Below are 16,070 nucleotides of genomic sequence, written 5' to 3'. Positions count from 1 at the left end.
GCCATTTCCGGGAGGTCGGCAGTCTCTGAGCACTCGACCAAGGAAGCGGGAGACGCCAGCGATGTCAGATACCACAAATCCCCGAGCGGGAGCCGGCCAGCCGAAAAAGGTGATTCTGGCCGAGCCCCGTGGATTCTGTGCGGGTGTCCGTCGCGCGATATCCATCGTAGAGGAGGCACTCACCAAATACGGGCGGCCGGTATATGTCCGCAAGGAAATCGTGCACAACCACTATGTGGTCCGCTCGCTGGAGCAGCGCGGCGCCGTTTTCGTCGACTCCGAGGAGGACGTGCCGAACGGCGCCGTCTGCGTCTTCTCGGCGCACGGCGTCTCACCCGCGGTACGCGGCAACGCGGCCGTCCGTGAGCTGGACGTGATCGACGCGACCTGCCCGCTGGTGTCCAAGGTGCATCAGGAAGCGCGGCGTTACGCGCGGGACGGCAAGACCATCCTGCTCATCGGGCACGGTGACCACGAGGAGGTGGAGGGCACCTTCGGCGAGGCCCCGGACCGTACGGTGATCGTCGAGGACGTGGCCGCTGTCGACAGCCTGGACCTGCCGGCCGACGCCTCCGTCGGCTATCTGTCCCAGACCACGCTGTCTCTCGACGAGACGTCGGACATAGTCGACGCCCTGCACGCCAAGTTCCCGCAACTGGAAGGGCCGGCCGGCGGCGACATCTGCTACGCGAGCCAGAATCGGCAGAACGCGGTGAAGTCGATCGCGGAACGCAGCGATCTCGTCCTGGTGGTGGGGTCCACCAATTCCAGCAACTCCATCCGCATGGTCGAGGTGGCACGTCAACTCGGCACGGCCGCCCATCTCGTGCCCGATGTGGGACATCTGCGCGGCGAATGGCTCAAGGACGTGCGGACCGTGGGAGTGAGCGCGGGGGCCAGCGCGCCGGAAATCCTCGTCACGCAAGTACTCGACCGCCTGGCGGAACTCGGCTACGCGGATCTCGAAATCGAGCGGTCCGCCGAGGAGAACGTCGTGTTCGGCCTTCCGTCCAGCCTGACGGAGAACTCGCCCGGGAAATCGCCGGAGAAATCCGTCTGACGCCCCGTCGTACCGCTCTCTCCCCGTCAGCCGCCCGTGCCCCCGTCCCCGTCCCCTCCCCGTCCCCTCCCCGTCCCCCCCGTCAACGTCTGCGTCCACGTACCGAAGAGAAGGCCGGCCATGACCACTGTCGCCCCGAGAGTCCTCGCAAGCGAACTCCATCAGACCAGGTCGGCGCTGCTCGATCTGGTGGAGGAGCGCCTCCAGTACTTCCTCACCGAGCAGCGTGCCCGGTGGCATGCCCTCGACCCCCGCGCCGCCCAGCCCGTCGACGCCATCAGCGCCCTGCTGGCGAGCGGCGGAAAACGGCTGCGGCCGGTCTTCTGCCTGAGCGGATATCTGGCCGCGGGGGGCTCGTCGGCCGACACGACGGTCGTGGCCGCATCGGCCGCCCTGGAACTGCTCCAGGCGTTCGCGCTGATCCATGACGACGTGGTCGACAACTCGGCGCTGCGCAGGGGCTCGCCCACCGTGCACGTCCAGCACGCCGCCGCGCACAAGGCGCACGGCTGGCAGGGCGAGGCCCGCCGGTTCGGGGAGGGCGTGGCGGTGCTCGCGGGCGATCTCGCGCTCGCCTACGCCGACGGGCAGACCACGGACTTCCCCGAACCGGCCCGGCGGGTCTGGGACGAACTCAAGGCCGAGATGATCATCGGCCAGCATCTTGATGTCGCCGTCGCGGCCGAGGCCGTCGTCGATCCCGGCCTGTCCCGGTGGATCGCGGTCTGCAAGTCCGGCCGCTACACGATCCAGCAGCCGCTGGTGCTCGGCGCGACGCTGGCCGGCCGGCCCGATCTGGCCTCCGCGTTCGAGACGTACGGACTCGCGCTCGGCGAGGCGTTCCAGCTCCGGGACGACCTCATCGACGCCTTCGGCAGTACCGAGGACGCCGGCAAGCCCACCGGGCTGGACTTCGCCGAGCACAAGATGACGCTCCTGCTCGCGCTCGCCGCCGAACGCGACCCGCGGATCCGCGCGCTGCTCGACCGCAAGGACGGCGCAGCGTGGGACGCCGACATGATCCGTGACGCGCTGGAGCGCACCGGTGTACGGGCCGCCGTGGAGGACACCATCGCCGCACTGGTCGACCGGGCCTGCTCCTCCGTCGAGTCGTCCGGTCTCGACCAGGTCTGGGTGGCGGAGTTCTCCCGGCTGGCCGATCAGGTCGCCTACCGCAGCCGCTGACCCGGCGTCACCCAAGGAATGAGTAGCGATGCCCAGAACACTGATCGTGGGATTCGGCCGGGCCGGTCACGGACTGCACTGGTCCGTGCTGAAACGGCTGCGGCGCGACGAGGCCGGCGCCGCCCTTCTCTCCCCCCTGCCGCCGGTGGTCCACGACTTCGACCCCACGACCCCGCAGCTCGCGGACCACGAGGTCATAGCGGCACCCAGCCTCGTCGCCGCCCGCGATCTGCTGGACCCCGCCGACACGGTCGTCCATCTGTGCACACCGCCCACCCACCGCCTGCAGCCCCTGCGTGAACTCGCCGAACTCGGCTTCCGCAGCATCCTCGTGGAGAAGCCGCTGCTCGCTCGGGCGGAGGATCTGCCCGCCGTCGAGGAGCTGCGCCGCGCCTACGGACTGCGGCTGACCGTGGTGGCCCACTGGCTCCGCAGCGCGCTGACCCAGCGGCTCGCACGTCTGGTGGCGGAGGGCGAACTCGGCGAGCTGCGCACCGTGTACGTGGCCCAGCGCAAGCCGCGGCTGGGCCGCACGCTCAGCAGACAGGGCCATCCCACCGCGTTCGACGTCGAACTCCCGCACTCCGTCGGGGTGACCCTGCGGCTGGCCGGGGACGCCGAGGTGGCGGGCGCCGAGCTGGGCGACATGCGGGCAGGGGAGACCGTGGTGCCCGAGATGGGCACGGCGCGGCTGCTGCTCGACCATCTGAGCGGTGTGCAGACGGAGATCTTCTCCGATCTCGCCTCGCCGGTCAGGGAGCGGGTGATCAAACTCGGCTTCGGCAAAGGCTGGGCGGTCGGTCACTATCCGGTCAGCGAGAGCGACGACTACGCCCATCTCGACACCTCACTCGGGAGCGGGGGCAGCGCCGAGGTGTTCCGTGACGACTCCCTCGGCCGCTTCCTGCTGCACGCGTACGGGGAGTTCACCTCGGGCGCCGACCTGGAGCCCGACTTCGCGCTCAACACCCGGGTGACCACGGTCCTCGCCGAGGCCAAGCAGCTCGCGCGGGCGACCAGGGCGGCGCTCCCAGCGGACCGGGCGCCGGGCGCGCAGGCGCAGTTGGCCGCGGACGTGCAGGAGGTACTGCCGCATGCGTCGTGACGCCGTCGGCCGCCCCCGGCATCCGCCGCCGGGCGAGGCCGTACCCGGAGTCCTCTTCGCGGGGATCGGCGACGAGGCGGGCCGCGAGCTGGGGCAGCAGATCGCGGCGATCTCCGGCCTCGGCTGGCAGTTGATCGAGCTGCGCAGCGTCGGCGGGGTCGCCCTGTCCGATCTCGGCGACCGCGCCTTCGACTCCTGCATCGAGCAACTGTCCGCCGCCGGGCTCGGTATCGCCTGTGTGGACTCGCGGATCGCCGACTGGTCGCGCCCCATCAGCCAGGGGATCGAGCAGGATCTGCTGGAACTCGACCGGCTCGGCGGCCGGTGCGCCGCGCTCGGCACCCGCTACGTGCGCGTCATGTCGTACCCCAACGACGGCTGGGACGAGGCGAACTGGGGCCGCGAGGTGATCCGCAGGATGCGGCTGCTCACCGCGCGCGCCGCGGACCACGGCCTTGTCCTGCTGCACGAGAACTGCGCCGGCTGGGCCGGCAGCAGCGCCCGGCGGATGCTGCGGCTGCTCGCCGAGATCGACAGCCCGGCGCTGCGGCTGCTGTTCGACACCGGGAACGGCGCCGCCTACCACTACGAGACGTACGACGTGCTGTGCGAACTGCTGCGGCAGCAGCCGGAAGCCGTGGCGCACGTGCACATCAAGGATGCCGTGGGCTCCGGCGCTTCGGCGGCGTACACCCTGCCGGGGACCGGGGAGAGCCGGGTCGCCGACTGTCTGCGGCTGCTGCTCGACCGCGGCTTCACCGGGGTGTGGTCCATCGAACCGCACCTGAGTCTGCGGCCGCACGAGAGCCGCACCGAACTCGGCGAGGACGGACCTGTGCTGTTCGTCGAGTACGGACGCCGGCTCGAACAGCTCGTCGCCACCGAGGTGGCAGGACCGACGGAAGGAGGAACACCGTGACCACATCGACGCTCGGGCGGCAGGGGGCCGCCGCGCTGGACGACGCCGACGCGCGCCTGCTGCTGAAGCTGCTCGCACTGCCCACCGCCGGCCCCCTCGAAGGGACGCCGAGCCGAGCCGTCCGGCTGTGGGACGCCCAGCGCGCCTACGCCGAGGCCGCCGCCGGCATCGGCTTCACCACCGCGTGGCACGGCGCCGCCGCTCCCGACGAGCTGACCGACGAGCAGGTGCCCACCGCCGTGCGGGAGGCCGTCGCCGGCGACCCGGACTTCCTTTCGGCGCAGCCGAGTCTGGTGCTCCGGCTCGGGCCCCGGCTGCCCCGGCGTGCCACGGTGATGTTCAACGTGCATCTGGACACCGTCGCGGGTGACCAGCCGGTCCGGCTGGCGGACGGCCGCTTCCACGGCAGGGGCGCCATCGACGCCAAGGGCCCGGCCGTCGCTCTGCTGGCCGGCGTCCGGGCCGCCGTACGGGCCGAGCCGCGCCTCGGGCGGGACGTCGGTGTCCTCATCCAGGCGGTGGCCGGCGAAGAGGGCGGCGCCATGGGGGTCTTCGGCACCCGGAAGCTGATCCGGGCGGGTTTCACCGGCCGGCTGAACATCTTCTGCGAGCCCACCGGGAGGCGGCTGCTCACCCGCTCGACCGCGTCGATGACGGCCCGGCTGCGGGTGCGCGGCACGGACGCCATCGACGACGCCCCGGCGGCCGGGCACAACGCCACCGTGCTGCTCGGGCACCTCGCCACGCATCTGGCGAGGACCCTGCCCGCCGAGGCCAGGAGCGGCCAGGTCTGTGTGGCCGGACTCCAGACGGGGCCGCTGCACAACAAGGTGTACGGCTCGGGCACACTCCTGCTCAACCTGTCGTACGGCTCGGCGGCCGACGGCGACCGCCTGGAACGGGCCACGGAGCGCGAACTGCGGTCCGGGATCGCCGGTTTCCGCCACGTCTTCGCCGACAGCCCGCTGCTCGCCCGTACCGCGCGCGACGCCGACGGCATCGTCCGGCTCGACTGGCTCAAACGCCGGCTGCCCGCACTCGAATCCGCCGACCCCTGGGGCGGCCGGTCGCTGACCGAAGAGGCGGGCATCGCACCCTGGCCGGCCGGCCTGCCCGCCTTCACCTGCGACGCGATCTGGGCCCACGGGCTGCCCGGCGCCTTCACCGCTGTGCTGGGTCCCGGGGACCTGGCACTCAACAACGCCCACGCGGAGGGGGAGTTCGCCGACCGCGCCGAACTGGACCTGTTCGCCGGGGACATCGCACGGCTCCTCACCGCCTTCGCCACCTCATCCGATCCCACGAGGACGACATGACCACTCTCACCCAGCCTCCCGGCACCGAGCCGGCCACCGGCGGGACGGCGCGGACCGTACGCGTCGCCGCCACCGAACTGATCCGGTTCACCACCGAGGTGTTCACCCGGCGGGGCCTCGCCGAGGACCGCTCGTCGGCCGCGGCGCGCGCCCTGGTCCACGGCGACCTGACCGGCGTCACCTCGCACGGCCTCACCAATCTCACCCGGCTCTACCTGCCGCTCTTCGACGACGGGCGCACCGATCCGAAGGCCGATCTCGAAATTGTGGCCGACCGGGGCGCCGCCCTGCTCGTCGACGCGCACCGGGCGCTGGGGCTGTGGTCGGCCGGCGCGGCGATGGACCTGGCGATGGAGCGGGCGGACACCTACGGCATCGGTCTTGTCTCCCTCTACAACGGCACCCACTTCGGCTGTGCGGGCCACTTCACCGCACGGGCCGCCGAGGCGGGCGCCATCGGTCTGCTCGCCGGCAACTGCGGCGGTCAGCGCATCATCCGGCCGCCCGGCGCCGCCAGGCCGCTGCTCGGCACGAATCCGTTCAGCATCGCTGCGCCCGCCGGTGACCACCCCCCGTACGTCCTCGACATGAGCACCACCGTCGTCCCCACAGGCCGGATCCGCGCGGCGGCCCGGGAGGGCCGGCCGATCCCCGAGGGCTGGCTGACCGACGACCTCGGCAACCCGGTCACCGACCCGGCCGCCTTCGACCGGGGCGAGGCCCACCTGGGGTGGCTCGGCGGCCGTCCGGAGACGGGCGCGTTCAAGGGGTACGGGCTGAGTCTGCTCGTGGAGACCCTCGCCGCGCTGCTGCCCGGCGCCAACCTCGGCCCCACGGCGGCCGAGAAGGACGGTACGGGGCCGCTCGGCCGGGACGACAACATCGGCTTCTTCGCGCTGGCCATCGCGCCCGGCAAGCTGCGCCCGCAGGAGGAGTTCCTGCGCGACGCCCAGGACCTCTTCGGCACGCTCCTGGCGACCGAGCCCGTCGATCCGGCGGCGCCGGTGCGCTACCCCGGCTGGCCGGAGGCCGCACACGCGCGCGCGGCGGCCGCCGAGGGCGTACCGCTCAGCGCCGCGCTCCACGCCGAGCTGGTCCTGGTCGCGGACCAGCTCTCCCTCGACCCGCCCGCCACTCAGGGAGACAGCGCATGAGCAAGGTCAGGATCGGCATCGTCGGACTCGGGGTGATCTCCCGCTTCTACCTGGAGGCGCTCCCGTCCCTGCCGGGGCTCGAACTCGCCGCCGTGTGCGACCTGAACGCCGATGTCCTCGCCCCGTTCGACGGCCGGGTCCCCGCCTTCAGGGACCACCGTGAGCTGCTGGCCCGCGCCGACGTCGACGCCGTCGTGGTGAACGTGCCCAACGACGTGCACTTCCCGGTCGTCCGGGACGCGCTCACCGCAGGCAAGGCCGTCTGTGTCGAGAAGCCGCTCGCCATCGACGTCGAGGACGGCCGCGCGCTGCGGGACCTGGCGGCGGCCCGGGGCCTCCCGCTGTTCACCGCCTTCCACCGCCGCTACAACCGCAATGTCCTCGGCCTGCTCGGCGCGCTGCCGAAGGGCGTCCCCGTCGAACGTCTCACCGTGCGCTACTGGGAGAAGATCGAGGAGCACGTCGGCAGGGACCGCTGGTACCTGACGCCCGAGCGCTGCGGCGGCGGCTGCGTCGCCGACAACGGCCCCAACGCGATCGACGTCGTCCAGCTCATCCTCGGCGACGTCGCCCTGGAGCGGGCGCAGGTCACCCGCGACGAGGCCGGTGTCGACCAGCGGGCCCTGATCACCCTGCGGACCGGTGACGGCACCGAGGCCGTGGTCGACCTGGACTGGGGCTACGGGCAGGGAGAGGTGAAGGACGTCGAGGCGCGGCTCGCGGACGGACGGGTCCTGCACGCCGACATGCTGGCCGGCTATCCCGCGTTCAAGGGCTCGCTGACCCATGAGTACGCGGGTGTCCTGACGGAGTTCGCCGAGGTGGTGGGTGGGCTGCGCACCGTATGGCCGGACGGCCTGCGCGCGCTGGAACTGGTCACCGACGTCTACGAGGCCGAACGCGGAGCCGCGGTCCCCGCCGAGCATCTGTCCGGGCCTGGCCCGACCCTGAACCGCTGAGGAGCTGAACCGTCATGGCACATCCCGAGAACGGCAGGAAGAACAGCGTCCACGGCGTCCTGACCAAGGTGCTCAAGCATCACAGGGACGACCGCGGCATGCTCCTGGAGCCCTACACCAGCCGGTGTGTGCGCCAGGGCGAGGTCCACGAACTGGTGGCGACCGGACAGACGGACGCCCTTCCTGGCACGACCGTCGACGAAGTGGCCTTCCTCGGCTTCGTGGAGCTGTCCTGCGGCGGCGTCCTGGACAAGGGCGACGAGGTCTGGGCGGGTGACCGGCTGGTCGGCACCGTGCTCGGTTACGACGCCTGCCATTTCCCGAACCACTACAACATCCTCATCGCGGCCAGCCCCGCCCTGAGCGGCCCCGAACTCGGCCTTGAGCCGTCGGCCGACATCAGGTTCGTCCCCGCCCCCGGGCACCGTGCGCACGGCGACGGCCTCGGTCCTGTGCTGCGCGGTGTGCGCTCCCCCGCCGACCTCCGGACCATGAGCTACGAGGACCTGGGGGTGCTGGCAGGGGAGATCAGGGACGCACTGGTGGAGAAGGTCTCCAGGACCGGCGGCCACCTCGGCCCGAACCTGGGGGTCGTGGAACTGACCATCGCGCTGCACCGGGTCTTCGAATCGCCGCGCGACCGGATCGTGTGGGACACCGGCCACCAGGCGTACGTGCACAAGATGCTCACGGGGCGGTCCGGCCTGTTCGACACGCTGCGGCAGGCCGGCGGGCTGTCCGGCTACCCCTCGCGGGCGGAGTCACCGCACGACCTGGTGGAGAACTCGCACGCGTCCACGGCGCTGTCGTACGCCGACGGTTTCGCCAAGGCGCACCAGCTCAACGGCGAGGAGGACAGGGCGGTCGTGGCGGTGATCGGCGACGGCGCGCTGACCGGCGGGATGTGCTGGGAAGCCATCAACAACATCGCCGCGGCCAAGGACCGCCCGGTGATCATCGTGGTGAACGACAACGGCCGCTCGTACGCGCCGACCATCGGCGGGCTCGCCGAGCAGCTCAACAAACTGCGCACCTCGCACCGTTACGAGCGCTTCCTCCGCTGGGGCAAGCAGGTCTCCCAGCAGACGCCGCTCGTCGGTGAGGGGCTGTACGAGGGGCTGCACGCCGCCAAGAAGGGGCTGAAGGACGCCATCACCCCGCAGAACCTCTTCGACGGTCTCGGCCTCAAGTACATCGGCCCCGTCGACGGGCACGACACGGCGGCGCTGGAGCGGGCGCTGGGCAGGGCGCGGCACTTCGGCGGGCCCGTGCTGGTCCACTGCATCACCACCAAGGGCGCCGGTTACGCGCCGGCCGAGGACCACGAGCTGGACCGGCTGCACGCCACCGGCGCCTTCGACCCGCGCACCGGCCGCAGTTCGTCGACCGCGGCCCCCGCGCCGACCTGGACGTCGGTCTTCGCCGACGAGCTGCTGAAGGCGGGCAACGAGCGGCGGGACATCGTGGCGGTCACGGCGGCGATGCTGGAGCCCGCAGGGCTGGGGGACTTCTCGCGGGCCTTCCCCGAGCGCACCTTCGACGTGGGGATCGCCGAACAGCACGCGGTCACCTCGGCGGCCGGTATGGCGATCGGCGGACTGCACCCGGTGGTGGCCCTCTACGCGACGTTCCTGAACCGGGCCTTCGACCAGACGCTGATGGATGTGGCACTGCACCGCCTGCCGGTGACGTTCATGCTCGACAGGGCAGGGGTCACCGGGGACGACGGCGCCAGCCACAACGGGATGTGGGACATGTCGATCCTCCAGGTGGTGCCGGGGATGCGGGTCGCCGCGCCCCGGGACGGCCGGCGGCTCGCCGAGCTGTTCCGGGAGGCGATCGCGCACGAGGACGGCCCGACGGCGGTGCGCTACCCGAAGGGGGCGGCGCAGGCCGACATGGACACCCTCGACACCGTCGGCGGGCTGGACGTCCTGCACCGCGGCAGCCGCCAGGACGTCCTGCTGGTCGCGGTCGGCAGCATGGCGCGGATCTGCCTGGACGCCGCCTCGCTGCTGACGGCGGGCGGTATCGGCGCGACCGTCGTGGACCCGCGCTGGGTCAAGCCGGTCAACGCGGCGCTCGCCCCGCTGGCGGCCCGGCACCGGCTGGTGGTCACCGTCGAGGACAACGGCGTCGTGGGCGGGGTCGGTTCAGCCGTGGCGCAGGCGCTGCGCGCGGCCGGTGTGGACACCCCGGTGCGTGACTTCGGCATCGCGCAGGAGTTCCTTGACCACGCCAAGCGCGCCGACATCCTCGGTGCGCTGGGTCTCACGCCGGGCGCGATAGCGGCTGAGATCACCGAGACGCTCCAGCGCCAGGAGCCGCTGGTCGCCGTCGAGGACGTCGAGGAACTGGTCTGAGGCCGGCGGGGTCCGCGCCCGGTACCGGCGCGGCCCCCGGCTCCGTCCGGCGCGCGCCACCGCCCCGCGCGCCTCACCGCACCGCGCGCTCCACCGCACCGCCCGCTCCACCGCACCGCCCGCCGCGTCCGAAGGGAATTCTTGTCATGTCCGTTCTGCTCAGCACCCCGACCCTGCCGCCCAAGCCCGTCGCCGTCCGCCGGGTCTCCCGCCGGATCATGGTCGGCGACGTGCCGGTCGGCGGTGACGCCCCGGTCTCCGTACAGTCCATGACGACGACGCTCACCTCCGACGTGAACGCGACCCTCCAGCAGATCGCCCAGCTCACGACGGCCGGCTGCCAGATCGTACGGGTGGCCGTGCCGTCGCAGGACGACGCCGAGGCGCTGCCGCTGATCGCGAAGAAGTCGAAGATCCCGGTGATCGCCGATATCCACTTCCAGCCGAAGTACGTCTTCGCCGCGATCGACGCCGGCTGCGCCGCGGTCCGCGTCAACCCGGGGAACATCAGGCAGTTCGACGACAAGGTGAAGGAGATAGCGAAGGCGGCGTCCGACGCCGGCATCCCGATCAGGATCGGGGTCAACGCGGGGTCCCTGGACCAGCGGCTGATGAAGAAGTACGGCAAGGCGACCCCGGAGGCGCTGGTGGAGTCGGCCCTGTGGGAGTGCTCGCTCTTCGAGGAGCACGGCTTCCGCGACATCAAGATCTCCGTGAAGCACAACGACCCGGTCGTGATGATCGAGGCGTACCGGCAGCTCGCTGCGCAGTGCGACTACCCGCTGCACCTGGGAGTGACCGAAGCGGGCCCGGCGTTCCAGGGGACCATCAAGTCGGCGGTCGCGTTCGGGGCGCTGCTCGCCGAGGGCATCGGCGACACGCTGCGGGTGTCGCTGTCCACCCCGCCGGTCGAGGAGGTCAAGGTCGGCCTGCAGATCCTGGAGTCGCTGAACCTCAAACAGCGCGGACTGGAGATCGTGTCCTGCCCCGGCTGCGGCCGGGCGCAGGTGGATGTGTGGAAGCTCGCCGACGAGGTGACGGCGGGCCTGGAAGGGCTGGACGCGCCCCTGCGGGTGGCGGTGATGGGCTGCGTCGTGAACGGGCCGGGCGAGGCGCGGGAGGCGGACCTCGGAGTGGCCTCGGGCAACGGGAAGGGGCAGATCTTCATCAAGGGCAACCCCGTCAAGACCGTGCCCGAGTCGAAGATCGTGGAGACACTGATCGAGGAGGCTCTCAAACTCGTCGAGGCGATGCCCGAGTCGGACCGTGCGGGCTCTCCGAGCGTGGCGGTGCTGTGACCGGGGCGCCTGCCGCTCCCCCGCGTGCCTGACGCCCCGCCCCCTCCGGCCGTGGAGGGGGCGGGGCGTCAGGTACGGCATGAGCGCGGCCGGTGCGCGACGGGCGGGCCGTCGCTGTCCTACGCCGACAGGGTCAGCCGGCGGCCGAGCCAGTCCCGCAGCTCGCGGCGGTCCACCTCGCCCCGTTCGGTGCGGGGCAGCCCGCCCATCAGCTCGATGCGCGCGGGCAGATGGGCCCGGGTCACGCCGTGCGCGACGAGGTGCTCGCACACCTGGAGGAGGCTCGGCGGCGGCCCGGCAGGAACCACCACCGCGCAGGCGAGTTCGCCGTGGACGGGGTCGGTGTACGCGACGACGGCGGCCTCCGTGACGCGCGGGTGGGCGAGCAGCGCCGCTTCCAGTTCGGCGAGCGGCAGCAGGAAGAGACCGCCGATCTCGTCGGCCCCTGTCTGGTCGTCGCGGCCGGCCGCCGCACCGGGGAAGGTCGCGTCGTCCCGTCCCCAGGTGGGCAGGAGCCCGCCGCCCTCCTTGCGCCAGACGGCGACGCACGAAGCGGGTCCCGGGGTGCGCCGGCCGCCCGGCGCCGGCAGCACGGTCTCCCCCGTGCTCTCGGCGGGCACCGCGTACAGGGGGACCCGGAAGACCTCGTGCACCTGCTGGACGAGCCGCGTCGTGGTGCCGTCCGGGTCCGAGGAGAGCGCGCCGCGCAGCGCGGGCGCCCGCTTCGGCCGCAGCCGCTGCGCGGCCTCCAGCTCCGCCCAGTGCGCCGGTGAGGCGAGCACCGTGTCCACCCCGGACTCGGCCATCAGGTCGAGGGCGCCCTCCGGTTCCCACACGTCCTGGAGCAGCACCGTGCCGCCGTGGGTGAGCGGCCCGACGACCGCGTGCAGCAGCGAGGGGAGGCTGGCCAGCGGCAGCGCGGAGTAGCTCGCCCCGGTGAGCGAGGCGGACGCCGTGAGCGCCGCGTGCAGGGTGTTGCTGGTGTGCATGAACATGCTGTGGGTGTCGCGCAGCCCCACGGAGTTGACCACCAGGCAGACCCGGTCGGCGCCGTCGGGCGCGGCCCGCAGCCAGTCGGACCTGTGGTACCGCTCGTGCGGGGTACGCAGGAAGTGGCCGGCGAAGTCGACGGCGCCGGTGGCGGCCGCGTTCCCGTACACCACACGGTGGCGCAGCCAGGGCAGCGACGGGGCCAGCTCGGTCAGTGCCTCGGCGGGGGCGGCTCCTTCCCACAGGTCGGGTACGACGCACACCGTGGGCTGCGCGGCGACCAGCACGGCCTCCAGGTCCCTGGTGCCGTAGCCGGGCATGACCGGCACCGCGACGGCGCCGATCCGCAGGCAGGCCAGGAACAGGGCGCACGCTTCCCACCAGTTGGGCAGTTGGAAGGCGACCGGGTCGCCGGGCCGGACGCCGAGCGCGACCAGCCCGTGCGCGAACCGCTCGACGTACGCGGTGAGTTGCGCGTACGTGAGCCGTACGGTTCCGCCGCCGGCGGCGCGGTGCGCCACGATCGCGATCCGTCCCGGGTGTACGGCGCACCCCCGGTGGAGGTCGTGGATCAGGGTCTCCCGGCGCCACCGTCCGCTTCTGACGAAGCTTTCGACGATGTCGGCGGGCGGCCGGGTCCACGTGGGCGGCCCGGCCGGCGGGACACCGCCGGCCGGTCCCTCGGCGGTGTCCCGCTCGGTGCCGGCGCGCCTCATCACTGCCTCCTGCCGACGGCCCAGGCCACCTGCACACGAGAGCCGCACCGCAGTTTGCGCATCACGTGCCGGACGTGATTGACGACGGTCCACTCGGCGATGCCGAGCTGGTGCGCCACCTGACGGTTCGTCATCCCCTCGGCCACCAGGAGTGCCACCTGGAGTTGACGCGGCGTCAGAACGGCTGCCTCGCTGCGCTCTTCGGCGCGGCCGGGTTCCACGGCGGCAAGCGCCTCGCCGGCCATCGCCTCGGCGGGCAGTCTGAGCCCTTCGAGCCAGGCCGCGCCGAAGACGGTCCAGCCGAGCTGCTTGCGCAGCCCGGCGGCCGCCTCGTCGAGCCGGCCGGCGCGCTCCTCCGTCAGGCGCTCACCGGTGGTCCTGCGCAGCGCGTCGGCCGCGGCGAGCAGCCGGGTGGCGCGCCGCGGCTGGCCGGCGCCGTGCTGGATCAGCAGGGCGAACATCTCCAGGGCGGCGGGGAGTTCGGTCCGCTCGTCGATGGAGTCGAACAGCGTCAGGCTCTCGCGCAGCGCGGTGTGCGCGGCCGTCTCGTCGCCGGCGCGCAGCGACAGCCGGGCGCCGACCAGCAGGCTGTGCGCGAGATCGCGTATCTCGCCGTTCTGCCGCTGGAGACGGACACTGCGGTCGAGCAGTTCACGTGCCTCCTCCGTGCGCCCTGCCGCGTCCAGCGCCTCGGCAAGTCCGGCTGCCGCCTCGGCGGAGCCCGTGGTGTCGCCCTGCGCCTCCAGCCGGGTGTGGGCCGCGGTGAGCAGGGACTGTCCTACGGCCCGGTCGCCGCAGCGGAAGAGGGCGAGCCCCATCCGGGCCGAGGCGCGCGCGCCCCGCCGGCCGTCCTTGAGCCGCTTGTAGAGCGCGATCGACCGGCGGTGCAGATGCGAGGCGCGGTCGTGGTCGCCCAGGGCGGCGGCGAGCACCCCGGCGCCGGCGCAGAGCCGGGCCCGCAGGCGCAGCCCCGGCTCACTCTCGTCGCCGGGCAGCGCCTCCAGCGCCTCGTCGAAGCGCCGCAGGCCCTCCCGCAGCTCTCCGCGCACCAGCCACGGCCGCAGACAGGCGGCGACCAGCGCCGCGCGCTCCACGACCGCGCCGGTCACCCGGAGATGGTCCAGCGCGACCATCACATTGGCGTGTTCGTTTCCCGCGACCTGGAGCCAGCGGCGCTGCTCCGACCCCTGGAAGCGCCCCTCGACGGTGTGCAGCAGCTCGCGGTAGTGCCGGGCGTGCGCGTCGCGGGCGGCGGTGGTCTGCCCCGACTCTTCGAGCAGGGAGAGCCCGTAGGCCCTGATGGTGCGCGACATGACCAGTCTGCTGTCGGCGCGCGGCTGCTCCCTGATGGTCAGCAGATTCCGGTCGAGCAGCTCCTCGATGGCCTCCGCCGTCTCGCCGGCGGCCAGCGGGGAGACCTTCTCCGCCGTGGCGAGCGTCGCACCTCCGGCGAAGACGGCGAGTCCCGCCAGCAGGGCGCGCCGGCCCTCGTCCAGGCTCCGGCAGCTCCACGCGGCGATCGCGAGGACCGACCGCTGCCTGGCCGGCACGTCGACCGGCCCCGAGAAGTGGCTGTCGCCGCCCCGGTGCAGCCAGCCGCGCAGCTCGCGCAGCGGAAAGAGACGCAGCCTGCGGGCTGCGAGTTCCAGCAGCAGTGGCACGCCCTCCAGAAGGTTGCAGATGTCCACCACCTCCTCGACGTTCTCCGCCGTCAGTGCGAACTCCGGGTTGACCTCGTAGGCCCGTCGGACGAACAGCCGCACAGCCGGGTTGTCCTGGACATCGGCGATGCCGGGTTCCGGCAGCAGGCCGGGCGGCGGCAGCGGGTCTACGGGCAGCACCCGCTCCCCGTAGATGCGCAGGCCCTGCTGCCCGGTGGCCAGTACGGTCAGCCACGGCAGCTCGGCGAGCTGTCCCGCGACCACCGGAGCGAGCCGCCGGGCAAGGTGGTCCACACCGTCCAGGAACAGCAGTGCCCTGCCGTCGGGCACGGTCTCCCACGGCGCGCCGGCGTCCCGTACCGCCGCCTCGTCCGACGCGGCGGCGGGCAGGTCGACGAAACGGATACCGCCGGGGAACTCCCCAGCAGCCGAACGTACGGCGTCGGACGCGAGCCGGCTCTTGCCGACTCCGCCCGGCCCGGTGAGAGTGATGAGCCGGTTCGACGGGTCCTGGAGTCTGCCCTGTACTCCGATCAGGTCGAGCGCCCGGCCCACTGTGTCGGCAGGCTGCGGCGCCGTTCTCAAATCGGTCGACATGCTTCCCATTCATGCCCCCGTGCGCGGTGAAATCTGAAAGATCCTGCAATGTGTGCGGAACCTAGAGACCGGGCCTTAAGCGCGCCTGTAGAGACGGGGCGGCCCCGCGGCTCTTTAGCTCTCCGCAAGCAGCCGCGGCTCCAATGGCGCCGATCCGAAGGATCGGATCAGCCGCAGATACACCGAGAGGGGCCCGTCTGTCGTGAGCGCTCAGACCAAACCCGTACAGCGTCTGGACCGGGTGGTCATCCGTTTCGCGGGTGACTCGGGGGACGGTATGCAACTGACGGGTGACCGGTTCACCTCGGAGACGGCGTCGTTCGGCAACGACCTGTCGACGCTGCCGAACTTCCCTGCCGAGATCAGGGCGCCCGCCGGGACCCTGCCGGGTGTCTCCTCGTTCCAGCTCCACTTCGCCGACCACGACATCCTCACCCCCGGTGACGCGCCGAACGTCCTGGTCGCGATGAACCCCGCCGCACTCAAGGCGAACATCGCCGACGTACCGCGCGGCGCGGAGATCATCGTCAACACGGACGAGTTCACGAAACGCCCGATGGCGAAGGTCGGCTACGCGGTCTCACCGCTGGAGGACGGGTCCCTCGACGGCTACCAGGTCCACCCCGTGCCCCTGACGACGCTGACGATCGAAGCGCTCAAGGACTTCGGGCTCTCCCGCAAGGAGGCCGAGCGCAGCAAGAACATGTTCGCGCTGGGGCTGCTGTCGTGGATGTACCACCGCCCGAC

Annotated in this window: 12 protein-coding genes; 10 read left to right on the top strand and 2 right to left on the bottom strand. The window is 72.2% G+C overall.

The genetic code is table 11. The features are described 5' to 3' along the window. The first annotated feature begins 61 nt into the window (after window positions 1–61). From ACZ63I_RS24525 to ispG, 9 genes are all read left to right on the top strand, one after another. Window positions 62–1,060, top strand: coding sequence for a 4-hydroxy-3-methylbut-2-enyl diphosphate reductase (locus ACZ63I_RS24525; RefSeq protein WP_469341145.1), 999 nt, complete (start codon window positions 62–64; stop codon window positions 1,058–1,060). A 120-nt stretch (window positions 1,061–1,180) separates the two neighbouring features. After that, window positions 1,181–2,245, top strand: a complete 1,065-nt coding sequence (locus tag ACZ63I_RS24520; RefSeq protein WP_469341144.1) for a polyprenyl synthetase family protein — start codon at window positions 1,181–1,183, stop codon at window positions 2,243–2,245. A 28-nt stretch (window positions 2,246–2,273) separates the two neighbouring features. Next, window positions 2,274–3,350: a Gfo/Idh/MocA family oxidoreductase gene (locus ACZ63I_RS24515; RefSeq protein ID WP_469341143.1), complete on the top strand. Its 1,077-nt coding sequence runs from the start codon at window positions 2,274–2,276 to the stop codon at window positions 3,348–3,350. After that, the gene (locus ACZ63I_RS24510) at window positions 3,340–4,269 is read left to right on the top strand and encodes a sugar phosphate isomerase/epimerase family protein (RefSeq protein ID WP_469341142.1); all 930 of its coding nucleotides are present in this window, start codon (window positions 3,340–3,342) and stop codon (window positions 4,267–4,269) included. Before ACZ63I_RS24515 ends, ACZ63I_RS24510 begins: the two co-directional genes overlap by 11 nt. After that, window positions 4,266–5,585, top strand: coding sequence for a M20/M25/M40 family metallo-hydrolase (locus ACZ63I_RS24505; protein ID WP_469341141.1), 1,320 nt, complete (start codon window positions 4,266–4,268; stop codon window positions 5,583–5,585). The genes ACZ63I_RS24510 and ACZ63I_RS24505 overlap by 4 nt, the downstream gene beginning before the upstream one ends. Beyond that, window positions 5,582–6,739, top strand: a complete 1,158-nt coding sequence (locus ACZ63I_RS24500) for an Ldh family oxidoreductase (RefSeq protein WP_469341140.1) — start codon at window positions 5,582–5,584, stop codon at window positions 6,737–6,739. Before ACZ63I_RS24505 ends, ACZ63I_RS24500 begins: the two co-directional genes overlap by 4 nt. Continuing rightward, entirely contained in the window at window positions 6,736–7,698 is a 963-nt protein-coding gene (locus ACZ63I_RS24495; RefSeq protein ID WP_469341139.1) for a Gfo/Idh/MocA family protein, read from the top strand. Before ACZ63I_RS24500 ends, ACZ63I_RS24495 begins: the two co-directional genes overlap by 4 nt. A 14-nt stretch (window positions 7,699–7,712) precedes the next feature. Continuing rightward, window positions 7,713–10,061, top strand: coding sequence for a 1-deoxy-D-xylulose-5-phosphate synthase (dxs, locus tag ACZ63I_RS24490; protein WP_469341138.1), 2,349 nt, complete (start codon window positions 7,713–7,715; stop codon window positions 10,059–10,061). Between the two features lie 146 nt (window positions 10,062–10,207). After that, the gene (gene ispG, locus ACZ63I_RS24485; protein WP_469341137.1) at window positions 10,208–11,359 is read left to right on the top strand and encodes a flavodoxin-dependent (E)-4-hydroxy-3-methylbut-2-enyl-diphosphate synthase; all 1,152 of its coding nucleotides are present in this window, start codon (window positions 10,208–10,210) and stop codon (window positions 11,357–11,359) included. A 119-nt stretch (window positions 11,360–11,478) separates the two neighbouring features. Here the strand turns inward: ispG and ACZ63I_RS24480 are convergent, their stop codons facing one another. Both ACZ63I_RS24480 and ACZ63I_RS24475 read right to left on the bottom strand, forming a co-directional pair. Then, entirely contained in the window at window positions 11,479–13,065 is a 1,587-nt protein-coding gene (locus tag ACZ63I_RS24480) for an AMP-binding protein (protein WP_469341136.1), read from the bottom strand. Further along, window positions 13,065–15,323: an ATP-binding protein gene (locus ACZ63I_RS24475; RefSeq protein WP_469341135.1), complete on the bottom strand. Its 2,259-nt coding sequence runs from the start codon at window positions 15,321–15,323 to the stop codon at window positions 13,065–13,067. The genes ACZ63I_RS24480 and ACZ63I_RS24475 overlap by 1 nt, the downstream gene beginning before the upstream one ends. A gap of 202 nt (window positions 15,324–15,525) precedes the next feature. On the opposite strand from ACZ63I_RS24475, the gene ACZ63I_RS24470 reads away from it, so the two are divergent. Continuing rightward, a partial coding sequence (locus ACZ63I_RS24470; RefSeq protein WP_469341134.1) for a 2-oxoacid:acceptor oxidoreductase family protein occupies window positions 15,526–16,070 on the top strand: 545 nt, incomplete at its 3' end.

This window comes from Streptomyces sp. NPDC087906, assembly GCF_055584925.1.
This window is presented reverse-complemented; position numbering and strand designations above follow the sequence as displayed.

Excerpts from the sequence above, each read along its gene's own strand:
- ACZ63I_RS24525 (WP_469341145.1), top strand. The coding sequence starts at position 62 with ATGTCAGATACCACAAATCCCCGAGCGGGAGCCGGCCAGCCGAAAAAG.
- ACZ63I_RS24520 (WP_469341144.1), top strand. The coding sequence starts at position 1,181 with ATGACCACTGTCGCCCCGAGAGTCCTCGCAAGCGAACTCCATCAGACC.
- ACZ63I_RS24515 (WP_469341143.1), top strand. The coding sequence starts at position 2,274 with ATGCCCAGAACACTGATCGTGGGATTCGGCCGGGCCGGTCACGGACTG.
- ACZ63I_RS24510 (WP_469341142.1), top strand. The coding sequence starts at position 3,340 with ATGCGTCGTGACGCCGTCGGCCGCCCCCGGCATCCGCCGCCGGGCGAG.
- ACZ63I_RS24500 (WP_469341140.1), top strand. The coding sequence starts at position 5,582 with ATGACCACTCTCACCCAGCCTCCCGGCACCGAGCCGGCCACCGGCGGG.
- ACZ63I_RS24495 (WP_469341139.1), top strand. The coding sequence starts at position 6,736 with ATGAGCAAGGTCAGGATCGGCATCGTCGGACTCGGGGTGATCTCCCGC.
- dxs (WP_469341138.1), top strand. The coding sequence starts at position 7,713 with ATGGCACATCCCGAGAACGGCAGGAAGAACAGCGTCCACGGCGTCCTG.
- ispG (WP_469341137.1), top strand. The coding sequence starts at position 10,208 with ATGTCCGTTCTGCTCAGCACCCCGACCCTGCCGCCCAAGCCCGTCGCC.
- ACZ63I_RS24480 (WP_469341136.1), bottom strand. The coding sequence starts at position 13,065 with ATGAGGCGCGCCGGCACCGAGCGGGACACCGCCGAGGGACCGGCCGGC.
- ACZ63I_RS24475 (WP_469341135.1), bottom strand. The coding sequence starts at position 15,323 with ATGTCGACCGATTTGAGAACGGCGCCGCAGCCTGCCGACACAGTGGGC.